20 protein-coding genes and 1 pseudogene are annotated in these 18,848 nt (G+C 65.4%); 14 read left to right on the forward strand and 7 right to left on the reverse strand.

Going from position 1 to position 18,848, the window contains the following annotated elements; genetic code table 11:
* Positions 1-44 precede the first annotated feature (44 nt).
* Positions 45-1,724, forward strand: a complete 1,680-nt coding sequence (locus BLU88_RS03720; RefSeq protein ID WP_092010119.1) for a flotillin family protein — start codon at positions 45-47, stop codon at positions 1,722-1,724.
* Between the two features lie 216 nt (positions 1,725-1,940).
* On the forward strand, positions 1,941-2,849 hold the full coding sequence (locus tag BLU88_RS03725) for a cation diffusion facilitator family transporter (RefSeq protein WP_092010121.1): 909 nt from the start codon (positions 1,941-1,943) through the stop codon (positions 2,847-2,849).
* 61 nt (positions 2,850-2,910) lie between these two features.
* Here BLU88_RS03725 and menC read toward each other — a convergent pair whose 3' ends face one another.
* Positions 2,911-4,035 (reverse strand): o-succinylbenzoate synthase, encoded by a 1,125-nt coding sequence (menC, locus tag BLU88_RS03730; RefSeq protein WP_092010123.1) that lies wholly within the window; start codon positions 4,033-4,035, stop codon positions 2,911-2,913.
* Positions 4,036-4,163: 128 nt separating this feature from the next.
* On the opposite strand from menC, the gene BLU88_RS03735 reads away from it, so the two are divergent.
* Entirely contained in the window at positions 4,164-5,174 is a 1,011-nt protein-coding gene (locus tag BLU88_RS03735; protein WP_092017137.1) for an FkbM family methyltransferase, read from the forward strand.
* Positions 5,175-5,409: 235 nt separating this feature from the next.
* On the opposite strand, the gene BLU88_RS03740 is transcribed toward BLU88_RS03735, so the two are convergent.
* Complete coding sequence (locus tag BLU88_RS03740; RefSeq protein WP_092010126.1) at positions 5,410-6,582, reverse strand: M20 family metallopeptidase; 1,173 nt, start codon at positions 6,580-6,582, stop codon at positions 5,410-5,412.
* Between the two features lie 127 nt (positions 6,583-6,709).
* On the opposite strand from BLU88_RS03740, the gene BLU88_RS03745 reads away from it, so the two are divergent.
* Entirely contained in the window at positions 6,710-8,191 is a 1,482-nt protein-coding gene (locus BLU88_RS03745; protein WP_092017139.1) for a glutamate--cysteine ligase, read from the forward strand.
* Between the two features lie 62 nt (positions 8,192-8,253).
* Here BLU88_RS03745 and BLU88_RS03750 read toward each other — a convergent pair whose 3' ends face one another.
* Complete coding sequence (locus BLU88_RS03750) at positions 8,254-8,559, reverse strand: cupin domain-containing protein (protein WP_092010128.1); 306 nt, start codon at positions 8,557-8,559, stop codon at positions 8,254-8,256.
* A gap of 129 nt (positions 8,560-8,688) precedes the next feature.
* Between BLU88_RS03750 and BLU88_RS03755 the strand changes: the two genes are divergently transcribed.
* From BLU88_RS03755 to BLU88_RS03765, 3 genes are read left to right on the forward strand one after another with little or no spacing between them, the layout of a single operon-like run.
* On the forward strand, positions 8,689-9,261 hold the full coding sequence (locus BLU88_RS03755) for a peroxidase-related enzyme (RefSeq protein ID WP_092010130.1): 573 nt from the start codon (positions 8,689-8,691) through the stop codon (positions 9,259-9,261).
* Between the two features lie 4 nt (positions 9,262-9,265).
* Positions 9,266-10,504 carry a pyridoxal phosphate-dependent aminotransferase gene (locus tag BLU88_RS03760; protein ID WP_092010132.1) on the forward strand — a complete coding sequence of 413 codons (1,239 nt, stop codon included), beginning with the start codon at positions 9,266-9,268 and terminating at the stop codon, positions 10,502-10,504.
* A 40-nt stretch (positions 10,505-10,544) separates the two neighbouring features.
* Positions 10,545-11,480 carry a DMT family transporter gene (locus BLU88_RS03765; protein WP_092010133.1) on the forward strand — a complete coding sequence of 312 codons (936 nt, stop codon included), beginning with the start codon at positions 10,545-10,547 and terminating at the stop codon, positions 11,478-11,480.
* A gap of 71 nt (positions 11,481-11,551) precedes the next feature.
* Here BLU88_RS03765 and BLU88_RS03770 read toward each other — a convergent pair whose 3' ends face one another.
* A complete protein-coding gene (locus BLU88_RS03770) occupies positions 11,552-11,911 on the reverse strand; it encodes an ArsR/SmtB family transcription factor (protein ID WP_025777104.1) in 360 nt (119 codons plus the stop codon).
* A 70-nt stretch (positions 11,912-11,981) separates the two neighbouring features.
* Positions 11,982-12,569: a peptidoglycan-binding protein gene (locus tag BLU88_RS03775; RefSeq protein ID WP_331712459.1), complete on the reverse strand. Its 588-nt coding sequence runs from the start codon at positions 12,567-12,569 to the stop codon at positions 11,982-11,984.
* Positions 12,570-12,679: 110 nt separating this feature from the next.
* Here BLU88_RS03775 and BLU88_RS03780 point away from each other — a divergent pair, with 110 nt between their 5' ends.
* Positions 12,680-12,970 (forward strand): hypothetical protein, encoded by a 291-nt coding sequence (locus tag BLU88_RS03780; protein ID WP_092010137.1) that lies wholly within the window; start codon positions 12,680-12,682, stop codon positions 12,968-12,970.
* A gap of 84 nt (positions 12,971-13,054) precedes the next feature.
* Here BLU88_RS03780 and BLU88_RS03785 read toward each other — a convergent pair whose 3' ends face one another.
* Complete coding sequence (locus BLU88_RS03785) at positions 13,055-13,684, reverse strand: GyrI-like domain-containing protein (RefSeq protein WP_092010139.1); 630 nt, start codon at positions 13,682-13,684, stop codon at positions 13,055-13,057.
* Between the two features lie 102 nt (positions 13,685-13,786).
* Between BLU88_RS03785 and BLU88_RS03790 the strand changes: the two genes are divergently transcribed.
* From BLU88_RS03790 to BLU88_RS03805, 5 genes and pseudogenes are all read left to right on the forward strand, one after another.
* Positions 13,787-14,515 carry a HEAT repeat domain-containing protein gene (locus BLU88_RS03790; protein WP_167356858.1) on the forward strand — a complete coding sequence of 243 codons (729 nt, stop codon included), beginning with the start codon at positions 13,787-13,789 and terminating at the stop codon, positions 14,513-14,515.
* 140 nt (positions 14,516-14,655) lie between these two features.
* Entirely contained in the window at positions 14,656-15,699 is a 1,044-nt protein-coding gene (locus BLU88_RS03795) for a MerR family transcriptional regulator (RefSeq protein ID WP_092010141.1), read from the forward strand.
* 302 nt (positions 15,700-16,001) lie between these two features.
* Positions 16,002-16,121: pseudogene (locus tag BLU88_RS18510) on the forward strand (LssY C-terminal domain-containing protein); the annotation flags it as partial.
* An 81-nt stretch (positions 16,122-16,202) separates the two neighbouring features.
* Positions 16,203-16,577 (forward strand): hypothetical protein, encoded by a 375-nt coding sequence (locus BLU88_RS18515; protein WP_231939574.1) that lies wholly within the window; start codon positions 16,203-16,205, stop codon positions 16,575-16,577.
* A gap of 90 nt (positions 16,578-16,667) precedes the next feature.
* Positions 16,668-17,153: an SRPBCC family protein gene (locus BLU88_RS03805; RefSeq protein ID WP_092010143.1), complete on the forward strand. Its 486-nt coding sequence runs from the start codon at positions 16,668-16,670 to the stop codon at positions 17,151-17,153.
* Between the two features lie 69 nt (positions 17,154-17,222).
* Here the strand turns inward: BLU88_RS03805 and BLU88_RS18280 are convergent, their stop codons facing one another.
* A complete protein-coding gene (locus BLU88_RS18280) occupies positions 17,223-17,792 on the reverse strand; it encodes a MarR family winged helix-turn-helix transcriptional regulator (protein WP_167356859.1) in 570 nt (189 codons plus the stop codon).
* An 85-nt stretch (positions 17,793-17,877) separates the two neighbouring features.
* Here BLU88_RS18280 and BLU88_RS03815 point away from each other — a divergent pair, with 85 nt between their 5' ends.
* The gene (locus tag BLU88_RS03815; protein ID WP_092010145.1) at positions 17,878-18,771 is read left to right on the forward strand and encodes a hypothetical protein; all 894 of its coding nucleotides are present in this window, start codon (positions 17,878-17,880) and stop codon (positions 18,769-18,771) included.
* Positions 18,772-18,848 lie beyond the last annotated feature (77 nt).

An 18,848-nucleotide genomic window follows, 5' to 3' on the forward strand; every position in this document is an offset into this window, starting at 1 on the left:
CTCTCGGTCGGTCGGCACACCCCACCGCGATGAAAGGCCCACCGATGGACCTGCTCATAGGCGCCGGAGGAATCGGCGTCCTCGTCCTCATTATTCTGATCGTGCTGTTCGTGATCCTGCGCTCCTACAAGATCGCCTCACCGTCCGAGGCTCTCATCATCACCGGGCGGAACGCGTCGGGAGCCTCGGGCACCGGTCGCATCGTCATCGGGGGTCGCTCGGTCGTCTATCCGATCGTGCAGAAGGCGTTCGTCCTCTCGCTGTCCTCGCGGCAGATCTCCGTCGAGATCGACGGCATCTCCATCAACGGCATCGCCCTGCGTCTGCGCGGCGTTGCCCAGGTCAAGGTCGGCGGCACCGAGGATGATGTGCGCAAGGCCGCACAGCGCTTCCTCGATCAGCAGGACCAGATCGACCACTACTCGAAGGAGATCCTCTCGGGTACTCTGCGCGCCGTGGTCGGCACGCTCACCGTCGAGCAGATCATCCAGGACCGCGCTTCCTTCGCCGCGCAGGTGCAGGAGGAATCCGCGCACTCGATGAACAATCAGGGCCTCATCATCGACACGTTCCAGATCTCGGCGGTCGAGGACGAAGGCAGCTATCTGCGCGATTGGGGTCGCCCGCAGGCCGCCGAGGTGGCGAAGAACGCCGCCATCGCCGAGGCGAACGCCGGCCGCGCCTCGGCCGTCGAGCAGGCGCAGCAGAACGAGGAGACTCAGAAGCAGCAGGCGCTGACCGATCAGGCGATCGCCGAACAGCAGCAGCAGCTGGCGCTGCGTCGGGCCGCGCTGAAGGAAGAGGCCGATCAGCGACAGGCCACGGCCGACAACGCCGGCCCGTTGGCCGCCGCAGCCGAGAAGCAGAAGCTGCTCGAGAAGGACCGAATCGTGGCGAAGGAGGCCGCAGAGCTGCGAGCAGAACAGCTCGACGCCGAGGTGCGCCGCCCGGCCGACGCCGAACGCTACCGGCAGCAGGCCGCGGCCGATGCCCGTGCCTATGAGATCGAGGCGCAGGGTCGGGCCGAGGCCGCCGCCGAGCTCCACCGTCGGTCGAAGGACGCCGAGGCGATCCGCCTCGAAGGTGAAGCCGAGGCCGATGCGATTCGTGCCCGCGGTGAGGCCGAAGCCGAGGCGCTGCGTGCCCAGGCCGAGGCCTACAAGCAGTTCAACGATGCGGCCGTGCTGTCGAAGGTGCTCGAAGTGCTGCCGACCGTGGCAGGCGAACTCGTCGCACCGTATGCGAACATCAAGGACCTCTCGATCGTGTCCACCGATGGCGAGTCGAAGCTTTCGAACTCCGTGTCGAACAATCTCTCGCAGGTCCTCGAGGTCGTGCGCGGAACAACTGGTGTCGACCTCACCGACCTCGTGGCCAAGGCGAAGGGCTCTGGCGGTGGAGCATCGGACGCTTCTTCTCCGGCAGGGGAGAAGTCGGACGATGTCGTCGACGGGGTAGTTGCGGAGGATGCGTCTGTCGGTCCGCGATCGAAGGGCACGGGATTCGATCCGAAGGCTTTCCTTGATGACAGCGGCGTCGACCTCGACCGCATCGGCGACGAGGTGAAGAAGGCCACCGGCTTCGATGTGCAGGCCTATATCGACGAAGCAAAGCGTCGCCTCGACGAGAGCGGTGCAGGCGCGTCCGGGGCGGATGCGGCAGACATCCCCGCCAGCGATGAGCCCGGCGATGAACAGGACGACGGCAGGGGCGCCCAGAGCTGACCGCCGCCCGGGTGAGGGGCGCCCACCTCACGAGGGCAGCGGCCGTCGAGGACATCCTCGGCGGCCGCTTCTTTCGTCGATTACGCCGAGGTGCCGACCGACCCGGCAGTGAAGTGCCCTGCGGGTGGGGTCTGGTGTGCTCTGATTCTGCGTCGAGGTCGATTGGATGCATAAACAAATGTGCATATGTTAATATGTTGAGTCGAGGAGGTATCTATGGCTCACGATCATGCGCATGGTTCAGGTTCGCGGCGGCAGCTGCGGATCGTATTCGGCATCGTTGCGACGATCTTCGTGTTTCAGCTCATCGGCTCCGTCGTCACGGGCAGCCTGGCGCTGCTCATCGACACCGGCCACAACGCCGTCGATCTCATCGGCATCGGCATCGCGCTCTTCGCGGCGAGCTTGGTCGTCAAGCCGACGGGTGGACAGAAGACCTGGGGCTTCCGCCGGGCGGAAGTGCTCGCGGCCGGTGCCCAGGCGACCCTGCTGCTGGGCCTCGGCGTCTACAGCCTCATCGAAGGCATCCGGCGATTCTTCGTTCCGCCGGAGGTGCCCGGACCGGGCCTGCTGCTCTTCGGCGCAATCGGGCTCGTCGGCAACCTCGTCTCCATCGTCGTCCTCAGTTCGTCTAAGGAAGACTCCCTCAACCTCAAGGCGGCGTTCCTCGAGGTCATCGCCGACGCTCTCGGCTCGGTGGCCGTGATTCTCGCCGCCCTGGCGATCTGGCTCTTCGACTGGGAGCGCGCCGACGCGGTGGCCGCACTGGTCATCGCAGCGCTCATCGTCCCGAGGGCGTTCGCCATCCTGCGCGAAACCGGGTCGATTCTGCTCGAAGCGGCCCCGAAGGAGCTCGACCTGGACAAGGTCCGCGAGCACCTCGAGGCAGTCGAGCATGTGCAGGAAGTCCACGACCTCCATGTCACCCGCATCGACTCGAACCTTCCGGTGCTCACGGCGCATGTGGTGCTCGCCGAGGAGTGCTTCTATGACGGGCATGCTCCGCGCATCCTCAAGGCTCTGCAGGAATGCCTGGCCGAGCACCACAAGATTGCGATCGAACACTCGACCTTCCAGTTCGATCGAGCCGCAGACGCCGCCGAGGAGATCCACACACACGACTGAGACGGCCAACCCGGTGCCGGTCGGTGACCGGTCAAGGGTGGGCCGCCTCGGCGATGGTGGATCACTGCCCGGGCAGGATCTCCAATGAATCCGTACGGAAGCGTTCGAGCTTCTCCGGGTCGATCGAGACGCCGAAGCCGACGCCGGTGGGCACGTCGACCTTGCCGTCGTACATGACGATCTCCTCGGTGATGTCCTCGTGGAAGAACCGATTCGATCCGGAGATGTCGCCGGGTAGGCTGAAGCCCGGCAGTGACGCCAGCGCCGCATTCGCCGCGCGCCCCAGGCCGGTCTCGACCATTCCGCCGTGCCAGACGGCGACGCCGTGGGCGACAGCGAGATCGTGGATCTTCTTCGCCTCGATGAACCCGCCGACGCGTCCGGGCTTGATGTTGATCACCGAGGTGGCTCCCAACATGATCGCGTCAGCGGCCGCCTCGGCGGAGACGATCGACTCGTCGAGGCACATGGGGGTGTCCATGAGCTTGGCGAGCTCGGCATGCTGGCGAATATCGGCTTCGCCGAGAGGCTGCTCGATGAGCAGGAGACCATACTCGTCGAGGCGACGCAGGTGTGCGGCGTCGACGAGGGTATAGGCGGCGTTGGCGTCGACTTGGAAACCGAAATCGTCGCCGAAGGCCTTGCGCACTGCAGCAACGGGGGCGATGTCTTTGCCGGGCTTGATCTTCAGCTTGATCCGCGCGTACCCCTCTTCGAGGTAGCCGCCGATGACCTTGACGGTCTCCTCGACGGAATCCTGGATGCCCACCGACACTCCCGAAGGCACGGAGTCGACGACTCCGCCCAGGTAGTCCTTGAATGACTGGTTGTGCATCTTCAGCTGAGCCTCGATGACGGCCATCTCCAGCGCCGACTTCGCCATCGGGTGGCCGATGACATGACGCAGGTGCCACGCCACGGTCTCCGCGCTGAGGTCGTCGACGTCGAAGAGCAGCGGAGCCAGCCAGCGGCGAGTGACATCGATCCCGGCAGCCACATACTCGGCCGAATACAGCGGGGAGATCATCGCCACGGACTCTCCCCAGCCGGTGATCTCGCCCTGCGGGGTGTCGAAGACAGCCTCGACGAGGTAGCAGTCCTTCTCGGTCTCCCGCATGAACGAGGTTTCGAACGGGGCGACGAGAGGAATCGAGACTTGGTGGAGGGTGACTGACTTCAGCTTCATATGCCGGGCTCCTGCTTCGCAACGGGGCGGATGGGTCTTCGCTTCCACCTTATGTCAGGGTCTGGAGCAACCGTAAGGCGGTTGGTAGTGTGAACAAAAGTCTTCCTGTCAGCAAGGGGGCCACCGTCGTGAATGACCACCTGCGCACTTTCACCGCGCGCAGACAGTCCTGGTTCGGCCTCAAGCTGCCGGTCAAAATCGCCCTCGCACAGCCTGCGCTCCACCCTCTGCTGCGGATGATCGCGCCACGGATCAGAGGACTGAAGATCGGTCGCCTGCCCGCGCCCATCGAACTCACCGAAATCCGCGGGCGAGCGGGCGGAGCGGACTTCATCCTCGTCGAACCCTTCCGCTGCGAAATCGCCAAGGAGTTCTACTGGGGGAGAGGCCGACGCACCGAACCCGAAGACGCATTCGCCCTCGACCTCATGGTCGCACTCAGCGCCGATGCGGACGTCTTTCTGGACATCGGCGCCTACACCGGGGTCTTCACCATGGCCGTCCTCGCCGCGAACGAGAACGTGCGCGCCCACGTCTTCGAGATCATCCCTGCAGTGGTCGCCGGCGCGGAGAAGAACGTCGAACGCAACGGCTTCAACAGCCGCGTGACCGTCCACCCGACCGGGGTAGGCAGCCCCGACACCTGGATGAAGGTGCCCATCGGGGACGGAGGATCGGCGCTGCCGTCGTTCTACTCCTCCGATATGCGCTTCGATTCCGATGCAGAGGTGCGCTTCACCTCCCTCGACGCGCTCCTGCCCGAGGTGCTGGCAGAGATTTCGGACCGAGATCCGCAGTTGCACTCCCGGGACGGTGTTCCTGACGTTTCAAGTCGGGGAGAGGCACCGTGCGTGACGGTGAAAATCGATGTCGAAGGCGGTGAGAACGACGTCTTCGCGCACGGGCAGGACTTCCTCGCTGCGTTGCACCCGGACATTCTGTGCGAAGTCCTCGATGACCGCGCGAAACCGCGGGAGCTCATGGGCCACCTCGGCGAGCACGGCTACCACTACTACCTCGTCGGCGAAGATCGGCTGTATGCGCGGACGACGATCCGGCCGGATCCGCGCCTGCGCGACTGGCTGTTCACGCTGAAGTCACCGGATCAGATGCGCGCCGCCGGGTACCCGGTGGACTGAACCGGCCGGCGCCGGCAATCCGTCGGGTAGTCGGCGAGCGAGACCTCCACTACCGCCATCGGCGTGAACCTGCGTTCATAGTGGCGAAAAGTCCGAATTCAGGGGCAATTGCGGACTTTTCGCCACTATCAACGGCGGCAGCGGGGCAGGGCGGAGGCTGCAGACTGCGGACTTCGGCGCTGCGGCCCGCTGGCCCAGCCGACCTTCAGGCCTGCAGCCCTGGCCCAGCCGGCCCTCAGGCCTGCAGCTGATCGGCGATGAGAGCAGCCAGCAGAGCGGTGCGCGGGGCGATCTCGTCGATGACGGCGTGTTCATGTTCGGCGTGTGCTCCATCGCCGACGGCTCCCAGACCGTCGAGGGTGGCGATGCCGTCGCCGGCGGTGAAGTTCCCGTCCGAGGCGCCGCCCACCGATACTCCCTGCGGCGCGGGCAGTCCGAGTTCGCCGGCAAGCGCCGTCGCCCGGTCGAAGAGCGCAGCCGACTGCTCCCGTTCGAACGGGGGCCGATTGATCCCGCCGAGGACCTCCGTTGTCGAACCCTCCAACTGCGGCTCTGCGGCGAGTTCTCGGATCTGCGCATCCACGCGTTCGAGTTCGGCAGCGGTGCGGGCGCGCACATCGATGTCCACGCGAGCTTCGGCCGGCACGGTGTTCGACGTCGTCCCCGCACTGATCACGGTCGGCACCACCGTCGTCCCGGCTGAAGCGTCGGCCAGATCGGCTACCAACGGCAGGGTCAGGGCCAGGGCCATGCCCGCGTTGATGCCCTTCTCCGGTTCGAGGCCGGCGTGTGAAGCCTTGCCGGTGAACTTCAGCACGTAGTTGCTCGTGCCCTTGCGCTCGAGCTTGAGCGCGCCGTCGGCGCTCGCCTCCGTGACGAACACGGCCTTCGCCTCGGCCGCCTCGGCGCGGATGAGATCCGACGAGGACAGCGAGCCGATCTCCTCATCACCGGTGACGAGGATCGACAGACCGTCCAGACCGCCCTCGCCGAGGTGGTCGGCCACGATCGCGGTCGCGTGCACGCTCATGATCGCCCCGGTGAGCATGTCGAAGCTGCCGGGACCGCGCAGGATGCCGTCAGCGGTGGAGAAGGGGATGCGCTCGAGCGTGCCGTGCGGCCACACCGTGTCCTGATGATTGAGCAGGACGACACGGGCCGGCCCGGTGCCGAACCGCAGTCGCAGGTGGGCGGTGCCGTCGACTTCGAGCAGCTCCGTCTCGGCGCCGAGGCGGTCTTTCAGGAGCGCAGCGAAGTCCCGTGCGCCTGCGGCCACGGCCTCCTTGTCGTGTGAGGGAGTCTCGATGGAGATGACCCGTTCGATGTCGGCGAGCATGTCGGGCAGACGTCGCTTCGCCTGTTCGACGAAGTCAGCGGGCTGGGGCGCGGGTGATGTGGTCGATGTCATGGTGCGAGTCTACGGAAGGCAGGTTGCCGCCGGCGCAGGTGTCCGGATGCTGCCTGACGGAGGCGATGCACTCCCCGTCCGCACTGCGACCGCGCACAAACCCGGCCGTCTGTGGTTTGCTAGTCCTATGGGTGAGGCAGTCAGCTCCAAGCGGTACACGCCGGAGGAACGCACACTGTATCGAGAGAAGCTTGCGGAGAACCTCGAGCTCTTCGATACCTACCTTCGTCATGCGGATTTCAAATCGGCGGGCACGATCGGACTCGAACTCGAGCTCAACCTCGTCGGTGAAGACAATCAGCCGAGCCTGCGGAACAAGGAGGTGCTTGCCCGACTCGATGACGAGTACCAGTCCGAGATCGGCGCCTTCAACCTCGAACTCAACCACCCGGTGCTCCAAGTGGCAGGGCGCGGGTTGAAGACCTTGGAGGCCGGTGTCGCTCACCGTTTGGAGAAAGCACAGAAGGCCGCCGAGGCGGACGGACTCAAGGCGGTGTCGATCGGCACACTGCCGACTCTGACCACTGAGTTCCTCACCGACGAGAAGTGGATGACCGAGGAGAACCGGTACGAGGCGCTGAGCAACTCGGTCATCGACGCCCGCGGCGAGTACGTCCGCATCGAACTCGGCCGTGAAGAGCGATACAGGGCGGAGTTCGCCGATATCGCTCCTGAGTCCTCGTGCACGTCGATGCAGCTGCATCTGCAGGTGGCGCCGAACCGGTTCGCCGACGCGTGGAACGCCTCGCAGGCGATCGCCGGGGCACAGGTGGCGATGGCAGCGAACTCGCCGCTCTTCGTCGGCCGCAAGCTGTGGCACGAATCCCGGATCCCGATCTTCGCGCAGTCCATCGACACTCGCACACCCGAACTGGTCAACCAGGGTGTGCGTCCCCGCGTGTGGTTCGGCGAACGGTGGATCACCAGCGTCTTCGACCTCTTCGAGGAGAACGTCCGCTACTTCCCGCCGCTGCTGCCCGAGATCAAGGACTTCGTCGAGTTCCGCGCCGCCGACGCCCCGAAGCTCTTCGAACTCAATCTGCACAACGGCACCGTGTGGCGCTGGAACCGTCCCATCTACAACTCCGGAGACGGCGGCGCGCACATCCGTGTCGAGAACCGACTGCTGCCGGCCGGCCCGACCCCGGTCGACATGGTTGCCGATGCGGCCTTCTACTACGGCCTGGCCGAGTTCCTCGTCGGTGAGAACCGTCCCGTATGGTCGCGGATGTCGTTCGCCGAGGCGGAGGAGAACTTCAACGCCTGCGCGAAGGACGGAATCGAGGCCAGAGTGACATGGCCGAAGATCGGTCGCATCGGCGTGGCTGACCTCGTCACCGATGTGCTCGCACCCCAGGCCCGGCGCGGACTGTCACGGCTGAACATCGACAAGGACGTCATCGACGAATTTATGTCGATCATCGAGGGCCGTGCGGAGAACCGCGTCAACGGCGCGACCTGGCAGTTGAAGGCGCTCGAGAGCCTCGCCCCCTGCAGCCGACAGGACTCACCCGAACGCGCCGAGGGCATCACGGCGATGATGGACGCCTATGTGGCGAACCAGGCGACCGGGAAGCCCGTCCACACCTGGGAGATCCCCACCCGCTGAGGCAGTCGTTCGTCGCCGAAAGCATCCGATGGCGACCTATTCTCTGAGAAAGGCGACGGGCCTCAGAGGCGTTCGACCTCGACGAAGACGACGTCGGCGCTGCCTCCGGGATTCGAGACCTCGTGCTCGGATCCTGCCGGACGCGTGTAGGAGACTCCGGCCTCGAGTTCGGCGTGGATCTCGGTGCCATCGGAATTGCGCACGAGCATCGTGTCGGTGACCATCGGCACGACGACGTACTCATATTCATGCTTGTGCATCGGGATGACGCCGTCGGGACGGATCGTCCACTTCGTCACCCGGAACACGCCGTTGTCGAGCTGGACCTCGCCGGTCGAACCGGTGTCTGCTGCACTGTCTGCTGTCATAGTGATCTCCTTCGATGCGCGAACGGCCCCCGTGGAATTGCATGGAAGCCGGGACGGACCTGACGCCCTCACTGTATCGCCCTGAACGGGCTCGAACCGAACCGATCCACCCGAGCTAGCATGAGGGATATGCGATACCCACTTGCTGACATCGACAACGTCGACGATGACATCCGTACCCAGATCCTAGAGGTCGCCGAGAAGTCGGGCTTCGTGCCCAACGTCTTCCTCGCCCTGGCCCGCCGACCGGACGAATTCCGCGCTTTCTTCGCCTACTATGACGCGCTCATGGAGAAGGAGACGGGGAACCTGACCAAGGCGGATCGGGAGATGATCGTCGTAGCCACCTCGGCGATCAATCACTGTCTCTACTGCGTCGTCGCGCACGGGGCGATGCTGCGGATCTTCGCGAAGGACGCCCTCATCGCCGACGTCGTCGCCACAAACTACCGCCAGGCCGATATCAGCCCACGTCAGATGGCCATGCTCGACTTCGCCGTCAAGGTCTGCGAAGAACCGTGGGCTGTCAATGACGCCGACCACCAAGCACTTGCCGAGCACGGATTCGACGATGAAGACGCCTGGGACATCGCCGCGATCACGGGCTTCTTCGGCCTGTCCAACCGCATGGCCCACATCTCCGGAATGGTCCCGAACCCGGAGTTCTACACCCTCGGCCGCCTCCCGCGCGAGAAGAAGTGAACCGATGACCTCATCGACCCCCGCCGAGGCGGCCCCCACCACGTCCGGCTCCGCGGTTTCCGTCCCCGCCGCCTCGGCCCGTTCCGGACTCGTCAAGCCCTTCGCCGCGATGGGCATCGTCGCCACCGTCGGGCAGATGCAGCGCGCCGGCCGCGACACCATCGCCATGTGTCTGGGTGAACCGACCCAAGGCGCACCCAGTCCCGTGCTCGCCCGCGCCGCCGAGGTCATGAGCGACGGCACGGGACTCGGCTACTCGCCGATCCTCGGCATCCCCGAACTGCGCGAGGCCATCGCCACCCACTACCGCGATTGGTACGGACTCGACATCGCCCCCGACCGCATCGCCGTGACCACCGGATCCTCGGGTGGATTCCAGACAACGTTCCTCACCTGCTTCGACGTCGGCGACCGGGTGGCTCTGGCCCGGCCCGGGTACGGTGCGTACAAGAACATCCTCGCCGCCTTGGGCTGCGAGGTCGTCGAACTCGACTGCGGCGGCGACGAAGGGTTCCAGCCCACCGTCGACCTCCTGGCCGCCGCCCATGCCGAGGCCCCGCTCAAGGGACTCATGCTCGCGTCCCCGGCGAACCCGACGGGCACGATGATCGGGCCGGAGGCGCTCGGCGAACTCGTTGACTGGTGCCGGAAGAACGGGGTGCAGGTGATCTCCGACGAGATCTACCACGGCATCAGCTATATCGGCACCCGTGGAGAATGCGCACTCGCCCACGACGACGACGCGATCGTCATCTCCTCATTCTCCAAATACTGGGCGATGACCGGGTGGCGCCTGGGCTGGGCGATCCTGCCCGAACCACTCGTCGCCCCTGCCCAGAACGTCACCGGCAACCTCTCCCTGTGCGCCCCGGTCCCGGCACAGTACGCGGCAGTCGCGGCCTTCGCAGACGAGTCCTACGCCGAATGCGAAGCGGCCGTAGCCTCCTTCGCCGGAGCCCGCGAACATGTGCTGAGTGCCGCTGCCGACCTGGGGTTCGGCGAGATGGCCCCACCCGACGGCGCCTTCTACATGTACGCCCGCGTCGACGATATCCTCGACCGCGCAGGTCTGGCCACCGCCGGTCAGTGGTGTGAGCAGGTGCTCGAGGCCACCGGCGTGGCGCTCGCTCCCGGTGATGACTTCGACTCCGTCGACGGCTCCCGTTCGGTGCGCCTGTCGCTGGCCGTCGGCGCTGACCGAACGTCCGAGGCCATCGACCGCATCCTCGACTTCGTGGGATGAGTCCCGAACATCGCGGGATGAAAGTCGCCGGGGCGGCCCGATGAGCTCACCTCGGACGCGCGCGGGAGGGCCGCCTCCCGCACCGAAGGCCCTGCCCGTGCTCGGCATCATTATGGCCGCCGTCCTGCTCGGATCGGCGGGGCTGTTCGTCATCCTCGCCGAGGCGACCGCCCCCACCGCGGCCTTCCTCCGGTGTTGGATCGCCGTGGTCGTGCTCGCTCCGCTGGCAGTGCTCGAGCTGCGCCGACACGGACGGTTCCCACCGAAGGCGATCATCATCGCCGCAGTCTCGGGAGCGGCACTCGGCATCGACTATGTGCTGTGGGCCCAGAGTGTGCTCGATGCCGGTCTGGGTGTGTCCACGGTCCTCATCAGCGTCCAGGTCATCGTATTCCCGGCACTGGTATGGATCTCCGGCGGAAACCGGCCCGGGTGGCTATTCATCGGCTGCGTGCCGATCATGATCATCGGCATGCTGCTGACCGGAGGCGTGTTCGGCGCCGATGAGTCGGCGGCGAACCCGACGCGCGGAGCGATCTTCGGGATCCTGTCCGGTGTGCTCTACGGTGTGTACATCTTCGGCATCCACCACAGCCGCAAGGTCGCAGGAGACTTCGTCGTCGCCCCGGTCGAGGTGGGCACGATCGCGGCCGGTGTGATGACCGCGGTGGCCGGGCTGACCCTCGGCGGACTCGACTTCGATCTAGGCTGGGCCGGTTGGGGCTGGATGATCGCCCTGGCCGTGTGCGGTCAAGCGCTGTCCTGGGTGCTGCTGAGCATCTCCAGTCCGCTGGTGCCGGTGCCGATGACCGCGGCGCTCATGCTGCTCCAACCGCTGTCAGCGGTGGTGCTCGGATCCCTCATCGCCGGTGAGCGGCTGCAGGCGGGACAGTGGATCGGCGCCGTCCTCGTGGCCCTCATAGTGTGGGTCGTCGGCGGGGGACCGGAAGCGCTGACACGGCGCCGACAGCGGTAGCGCACGATCGGCAGGAACGGTGGGCCGCCTCGGCGAAGGAACCGCTGCGGAAGCGGCGCCCCGGGCGGAACTCAGTGTTCGTGAGCCTCGATCGTGTGAGCGATGGCGTCGACGATGATGTGGGCGACGTGGTCGTCCTTGAGCGAATAGTAGGCTTCGCGGCCGATCCGGTTGACGCCGACGAGGTGGAGCCCACGGAGGAACTTCAGGTGCTGGGACACCAGCGGCTGGGACAGCCCCGTCGCCTCGACGATGTGCGTGACGGTGGCCTCGCCGTGGGTGAGGACGAGCAGCATCTTCAGTCGGGAGGGGGTGGCGAGTGCCTTGAAGAGGTCGGCGGTTTCGGTGATGGCTTCGAGATGGTCCTCGGGGTTGAGCAGGAGCTGCTCGACCTCGTCATTGACGGGAACGGAATCGGGAATGGAAGCCATGAGTGCAGATTACCGGACAACCGGCGTGGTCATGCGATATCCGACACCGTGAGGCGGTCGCGCGGGGACGTCAGTCGAGGGCTTCGACGTCGGCCTGCGTGCCGAGGAGGTCGTCGGCCAAGGACTCCCACTGCCCGTAGGCGTCGGGAAGAGCCGACCGCTGCACGGACTGTGCCGCTTCGGTCGGTGTCATCGAATCCCAGCCGTCGATCTGATTGAGACCTGGGTTCTCGACTGCGGGGTTGATCCCGTAGAAGGCTTTTGCCGCGTAGATGGGATCGGTGAGCTGATGGGGTTCACCCCATCCCTGGGAGGGGCGCTGCTGGAACAGGCCGACCGAATCACGGTCGCCGGAATCCAGATTGCGCAGCGAGGACTCTTGCAATGCCGTCATGAGGGCGATCCGGATCGCCTGGTCGTCGAAGTCGCCGCCGCGGCCGACGCCGATGATGAGTCGAGCGTTGTCGATCTGCTGTTGGCTGAGCTGACTGACCGAAGCCATCTGGATCTGCCTGATCTTCGTGGAACCGAACGAGATGGGGGAATTGAGGATGATGACGGCGCCCACCACCAGTGCCATCACTGCTGCCCCGAGCCCGATCAGGGCACCAGTGAGCACGGACCGGCGGCCCTTGCGAGATGGTGTCAGACGAGTCATGAATATAACGATAATGCAACAAACTTAAGGACGCATGAGACCATGCCGAGGTTTTTGTCACAGTAAGGTCACAGCGAGGTGGAATGAACGGTGCCGATTAAGCTTGAGTCATGGTGAGAATCGTTCGGCGCAACAACCGCCCGCCTCTGATGACCTGCCTCATCGTGGTCTTCTCCTTCGTCGCCGTCGGCATCCTCACCGTTGCCGGCATCATGGTCGCCGTCATCTTCCTCTCCGCGGATTCGCCGTCGACAGGTTCATCGCCATCCCCGGACTCCTCGTCGGTCGGGTCCTCATCGTCCGACGCAGACTCCGGCGCAGACTCCGGTCCGGAGTCAGCCGACGGCTCCGGAGCGAGGACCACCGCCCCGGTCAGCGGAGGCTGGTCGAGCGGCGGCTGAGCGCCGAGCAGGCCGGGTCGAACGGGATCATCGGCGACCGCCCGGATCACTCGCGGGCACCGGGATCAGCTGCGGACGCCGGGATCACCCGCGGGTGTCCAGCGGAGCCACCGGCTGACGGAGGATCGTGCGCAGCTTCTCCGGTGCGGTCCGGCGAACGTCACTGAGGTAGATCTCGTGATGCTTTCCCGTCATCGTCATCCCCTCGCCTGGAATGACGACGGTGTGCATGTGCTCAAGCACCGGCCCTTCGTCGTCGAAGGGGCCGACATGCAGGGTCTGGATGCAGGTTCCCTCCTGCAGTGATTCGAACCGGATCTCGCCGAGGCGGGGCGCCGATTCCTTCGCCAGGACCGTGTCGACCACGCCGTCGAGGTGGTCGCCGTTCAGCCAGTCCGGGACGAACAGCATGAGCGTGAAGTCCCACGCTGATTTGTCCCGGGCACTCGTGAACGTCGACATGTCATCGGCCCACCACCGCCCTTCGAGCGGCGGCACCACATAGTCGCGACCGAGTTCGAGCTTGCTGAAGAACTTCAGCCCATAGGCGAGCGGATAGAGGCTGGTCACCGCCGATGCGAAATCCGGAGAGGTGTTCGGGTCACCGTGGCCGTCGATCATGAGATACCGCGATTCCGGTATCTCGATGAGATCGAACCGTCCCTGCTTCGCGCGGAGGCTCGGCAGCGACCTCTTGAAATCGACCTTGTCCATGATTGGGTTCCGCTCCAGGGGTGGGAATGAAACGAGTGTAATCCCCTGCTTGACCTTGACACGATGTCAAGGTCTTCACTGGGTGACAAGGAGGTGGAGACAATGACCCATCCACTCAACAACCACAAGACTCGCGAACCGATCCTGCGGGACGGGACCGACGGACGGAACGAGATCGGCGATCGTCAGATCGATGCCCTGACTGCGTCGAACCCGCAGCAGCGCCTGCAGGCGGCGTTGGCGATCGGCACACGTGCGGAGTCCGGCGACCTCGACATGCTCATCGCCCGGTGCCGAGTTGAGCCGGACTTCTTCGTCCGCGACATGCTCACCTGGGCGCTGACCCGACTGCCCGCCGATGACACCATTCCCCGCCTCGTCGCCGAACTCGATTCGTCTCTGCCGCAGGCGGTCAGCCAGTCCCTGCACACCCTGTCGAAGGTCGGTGGCGTCCGCGCCTGGCCGGCCATGGACCCGGCTCGGATCGGCACCGCCCTCATCGCCCATCCCGACACCGAGGTGGCCCGCAGTGCGTGGAGAGCCGCCGTTGCCCTTGTGCCCGGTGAGAATCGTGAAGAACTGGCATCAGTCCTGGTGACACAGTTGGGTCGCGGCGACATCGAGATGCAGAAGAGCCTCAGTCGAGCGATCGTGGCCCTCGGTGAGGATCTCGTGTCAGTGGTCGATGAGAAGCTTCAAGCAGAGGACGACACAGTGCGAGCTCACGCCATGGCGACCCGGGACATGTTCGATGACCCGGATGCCGGCTTCGCTCACGCCTTGGACGCAGCCAAGCGGGTGGTCGCACTGGGGTCCGAGACCACGGTCTAGATCGGCACAGGGAAGGTCCGATCGTGCGTGTGCCGGAGGGCGGGGCAAGCCCACCGGCGCACGGCCGCGGTGTCGGATCCCTTCCTCCAGCGAGCGGCGGCTGCGGCATAGAGTGAGAGACAGCAGAGAAGAGGTGACAATTGCTCATCGGCGAGGTGGCCCGGCGTTCCGGTGTGAGCGCACGCATGCTGCGCCACTACGAATCACTCGGGCTCGTGGCCCCCAGCCAGAGGACGACGGGCGGCTACCGCGAATATTCCGACGCCGATATCGGTCGCATCTTCCATATCGAGGGTCTGCGCAAGCTCGGCATGTCACTGACCGAAGTCGGTCGGGTGCTGTCCGAGCCTGACTTCGACCCCGGCAGTGTGCTCGGCGATCTCATCGACCAGGCGCGTGAGCGGATCACCGCAGAGCAGCGTCTGCTCGATCACCTCCAGGCCGTTTCTCGGCTGGGCCGGACCGATGGCGAATCGCTCCTGTACACCATCGATCTCATGCGCTCCCTCGTATCCGGCGACGTCATCCAAAGGCACAAGGCCGCACTCGGCAGCGGAGTCGACGGAGGCATGCCGATCGAGACTCTGGCGCAGGCGGTTCTGCAGGAGACAGTGCTCAACGCGGCTGGGGCCATGCGGTGGGCGCTCGCCCAGGCCGGCGCCGAGGCTGTGCCCCATGTGTTGAAGGGAATGGACGACGAATCTGCCCAGGTGCGCCACAACGCACTGCTCGCCCTCGACGAGATCCGCAGAACCACTCCGGAAGAGAAACTCGGCTCACGCTCGAAGTCGATGATCCGGCAGGCGCTTGACCGCGGGCTCGACGATGTCGATCCCGACATCCGCTGCTTCGTCGCGCTCACCCTCGGTGACTCCGGTGACGCGAAGGCCGTGCCCGTGCTGCTCGACATGGCGATGAACGGACCGAAGGACATCGAAGCGGCAGAGACTCTCGGCTCAATAGTGGATGCGGCCGGACCGAATGCCGACATCAGTGAAAGAATCCTGTCCGAGCTGCACCGGCTTGCGGACTCGAGCGAGACGACGACACGGTTCCACGTGCTCCAAGTCCTCCTTGAGATCTCCGGCGACCGCAGTGATGACCTCATCGCCGAGCTCAGCGACGACGACAGCCCGGAACTCGCGGCCACTGCCCGAGCCGCCCTCGAACGCCGGCGACGGTGAGCGTGAACAGATGCGGGGAATCCGCATTCCGGGTGCTTCAGACGGTTGGCTGAACTGGCGCCCATGACTTCGGGAGGGAGGGCAGGTGGAACGGATGCGACCGGAGGCGGGGTCGGGCAGAAGCGGCGGCTGAGGCAGCCGTTCATCTATCGGCGACACCACTTCACGCCCACCGGGGTGCTCGACTACCTGTTCTTCCTCTTCGCCGGCGCGGCCTCGACCTGGTTGGCGCTGCTGATCCTGCTCAAAGGCTTCAGCCTCGGCTGGCGGCAGGAACTTACGACAAAGCCGTCGGAATCTCCCTGTTCACCCTTCAGCTCACCCACAAGATCGAAGAGAACACCGACGTCGAACGCGACCATATCGTCGACACCGTCACCGGCGTCAACGAAGCGATCTCGGTCGATCGGATCAAGAACTTCTCCACCGGATACCACTCCCGCAACAGCGGCGGCGATTCGATCGTCACCGACGGGCACCTGCCGATCGTCGACGTCACCGAGGTGGTCTCCGACGAAGCCGACCACCCCGAACGCCTGGAGCTGGCTCTCGACGCCACCCGCATCGTCGCGGGAGTGCTCGCCGGCGTCAGCCTCCTCATCGGGTGTCTGCAGGTCATCGCCTCGACGTCGGTGTTCCGCGGCAGCAACCGGGCCGGACTGTGGATCCTCACGCTCTCGACGATCTCCGTGATCGTATGGATGACGAACTACTTCACCGGAGATCGCGACCTGGCGACGAACATGTACGCCCTGACGGCGATCGCCATGCAGGTGGCGGTGCTGCTGGCACTGTCGAGCGACTCCTCTCGGATGTTCACCCGCTTCAGCACGGCCGCCCTGCGCGCCGAGCGACAGGACCGCGGACTCGAGGACTGAAGCTGCGGGCCAGTGTATTCTGACTGTGTCCGATCCACTCCGCACTCCGGCTCGACGGCGAAGCTGGACCACTTACGAAGGCAGGAATCCATGACCGACCAGACCTCCGACGCTTCCGTCCTCGACTCGATCGATCCGGTCCTCAAGGTCGTCACCGCCGAAATCGAGATTTCAGCCCCCACCGAGGCGGTGTTCGAGCTCATCGCCGATCCGCAGCGGCAGCCGGAATGGGACGGAAACGACAACCTCGGTTCGGCCGTCGAAGGCCAGCGAGTGCGTGGGACCGGCGGTTCCTTCATCACGACCCTGACCAAGGGGGTGGATCGTGAGAACCACATTGTCGATTTCGCCGAGGGCAGGCTCATCGCCTGGAAACCCTCCGAAGTCGGGGGAGAGCCGTTCGGGCAGAAATGGGTTTGGGAGCTCGCGCCGACCGGGGACGACTCGGTCCTGGTCCGACACACTTACGACTGGACCGAGCTGCGCGATCCGAAGCGTCTGCCGAGGGCGCAGTCGACGACGACGGCGAATCTGCTCGCGTCACTCAAGCGACTCAAACAGCTCGCCGAGGCCTGAGAATCCAACGCGACCGAGTGCCTTCCCCGCCGGGACAACAATCCAGTTCAAACTGGCGGATGCGGACGGTCATTTCGGCCAGGCATCGGCCAAACGTGTGAGCAGCGATGCCAGCTGCGCGCGCTCGTCCTCGGTGAAGGTGCTCAATGCCTGATCGACGTTCTCGCGCTGAGCTCCGCGGAACCTGTTGGTGATCGCTCGGCCCTTATCCGTCAGCGCGATGAGGGTTCGCCGGGCATCATCCGGGTCCGCTTCACGACGCAGAAAACCGAGCTCGACGCCTTGGGACACAAGCCGGGACGCGCGCGGCTGATCGACGCCGATCGCATCGCCGAGTGCGCTGACTCCCAGTGCTGTCCCCGCCTGGACGAGGGAGATGAGCAGGCGGATGAGCGCACGCCCGCGACCGTGAGCGGCGAACGGTCCGCCGGGATGACGTTTGCCGCCGAACGGGAAGTCGTCTGAGTGCCGACCGCCTCCGAATCCACCACGCTCGCCGAAGCCCCCGCTCTCATTGGGGCCGCCGTGCTCACTGAATCCGCCGAAAGGTCCGAATCCGCGCGGGCCGCCGGGTCCGCGCCGCCACTGCAGGCGGGTGAGCGCCTCGGCGATCGCCTGAATGTCATCGTTCGTGGTCATGATTCGATTTTACATGCCACTTGACATGCAATCTAATTGCATGTCATTCTGCATTTACATGTCAGATGACAACTAAGGAGATGGCATGACTGAAAACAAAAATTTCAGCAATGACAACGACGACTTCACCACCCCGAACGCAGACGCCGGCTCAGCAGGTGCAGACGACCGAGAAGACTCGCCGAACACTGACGAGAACACCGATACAGGCGATGCCTCGCACTTCGACGACGGTCGAGGCCAGACCAGCAGGGCGGACAACGCCGGCGCGGAGAATGACATGACAGCAGGCGATGAGCCTGTGAGCGACGCCGATCTGCCGCAGCTGCTCCGCGATTTCAGCCACGTGCTGCGCCGCGAATTCCGCGCGGCCGCGGCCGAATCGGGATTCGACCCCCGCGATTTCGGACGCATGCGGAGAGGGCGTCGCCGCTGGGACCTCGATGAGGTCGTCGCTGACGGCGCCGCCTACCCCGAAGAGCCGGTGGCCTACGGGCCGCCGCGCGGCCGAGGCGGCCGGGGACCGTCGAAGAACATCGACCCCGAAGAGCTGCGTCAGCGCTTCCGCGATTTGCGCGAGGGAGTCGGCGATCGCATCGAAGAGGTGCTCACCTCTGAGGAGTTCGAGAACCTCAAGGCCTCGCTGTCGAAGATCGTCGAGAACTTCGGCCCCGAACGCTGCGGAGACGACTCGGACCGCCACGACGGACCGCGCGATCACGAACGCCCCCATGATCATGACGAGCACCGGGGCGGCCCTGACCGTCACGGAGTCCACGGGCGAGGAGGCGGTGACCGCGACCACCGTCGCGGCGGAGGCCGCGGATTCGGACCGAGCTTCGGTCCTGGTTTTGGCCCGGGCCGCCGAGGATTCGACCCCTTCGGGTGGGCCGATGAGCGCCGCAGTCGCGAGCAGGAGGTCCAAGAGGCCTTCGAGCGCGGATTCGCCGCAGGCTTCGAACAGGGGCGCAACTCATAACCGAATCGGACGGTCCGCCTGCGCATTTCGCAGGCAGCGACTAGCCGCCCGTGAACCCGATGCCGACCCGCGCATCC

The sequence above is a fragment of the Brevibacterium siliguriense genome (assembly GCF_900105315.1).
In the GTDB taxonomy this organism is placed as follows: domain Bacteria; phylum Actinomycetota; class Actinomycetes; order Actinomycetales; family Brevibacteriaceae; genus Brevibacterium; species Brevibacterium siliguriense.

Excerpts from the sequence above, each read along its gene's own strand:
- menC (WP_092010123.1), bottom strand. The coding sequence starts at position 4,035 with ATGAAGCTGAAGTCAGTCACCCTCCACCAAGTCTCGATTCCTCTCGTC.
- BLU88_RS03720 (WP_092010119.1), top strand. The coding sequence starts at position 45 with ATGGACCTGCTCATAGGCGCCGGAGGAATCGGCGTCCTCGTCCTCATT.
- BLU88_RS03770 (WP_025777104.1), bottom strand. The coding sequence starts at position 11,911 with ATGGCTTCCATTCCCGATTCCGTTCCCGTCAATGACGAGGTCGAGCAG.
- BLU88_RS03785 (WP_092010139.1), bottom strand. The coding sequence starts at position 13,684 with ATGGACAAGGTCGATTTCAAGAGGTCGCTGCCGAGCCTCCGCGCGAAG.
- BLU88_RS03750 (WP_092010128.1), bottom strand. The coding sequence starts at position 8,559 with ATGACAGCAGACAGTGCAGCAGACACCGGTTCGACCGGCGAGGTCCAG.
- BLU88_RS03780 (WP_092010137.1), top strand. The coding sequence starts at position 12,680 with ATGGTGAGAATCGTTCGGCGCAACAACCGCCCGCCTCTGATGACCTGC.
- BLU88_RS18280 (WP_167356859.1), bottom strand. The coding sequence starts at position 17,792 with ATGACCACGAACGATGACATTCAGGCGATCGCCGAGGCGCTCACCCGC.
- BLU88_RS03760 (WP_092010132.1), top strand. The coding sequence starts at position 9,266 with ATGACCTCATCGACCCCCGCCGAGGCGGCCCCCACCACGTCCGGCTCC.
- BLU88_RS03745 (WP_092017139.1), top strand. The coding sequence starts at position 6,710 with ATGGGTGAGGCAGTCAGCTCCAAGCGGTACACGCCGGAGGAACGCACA.
- BLU88_RS03755 (WP_092010130.1), top strand. The coding sequence starts at position 8,689 with ATGCGATACCCACTTGCTGACATCGACAACGTCGACGATGACATCCGT.
- BLU88_RS03815 (WP_092010145.1), top strand. The coding sequence starts at position 17,878 with ATGACTGAAAACAAAAATTTCAGCAATGACAACGACGACTTCACCACC.
- BLU88_RS03805 (WP_092010143.1), top strand. The coding sequence starts at position 16,668 with ATGACCGACCAGACCTCCGACGCTTCCGTCCTCGACTCGATCGATCCG.
- BLU88_RS03765 (WP_092010133.1), top strand. The coding sequence starts at position 10,545 with ATGAGCTCACCTCGGACGCGCGCGGGAGGGCCGCCTCCCGCACCGAAG.
- BLU88_RS03790 (WP_167356858.1), top strand. The coding sequence starts at position 13,787 with ATGACCCATCCACTCAACAACCACAAGACTCGCGAACCGATCCTGCGG.
- BLU88_RS03775 (WP_331712459.1), bottom strand. The coding sequence starts at position 12,569 with ATGACTCGTCTGACACCATCTCGCAAGGGCCGCCGGTCCGTGCTCACT.
- BLU88_RS03725 (WP_092010121.1), top strand. The coding sequence starts at position 1,941 with ATGGCTCACGATCATGCGCATGGTTCAGGTTCGCGGCGGCAGCTGCGG.
- BLU88_RS03740 (WP_092010126.1), bottom strand. The coding sequence starts at position 6,582 with ATGACATCGACCACATCACCCGCGCCCCAGCCCGCTGACTTCGTCGAA.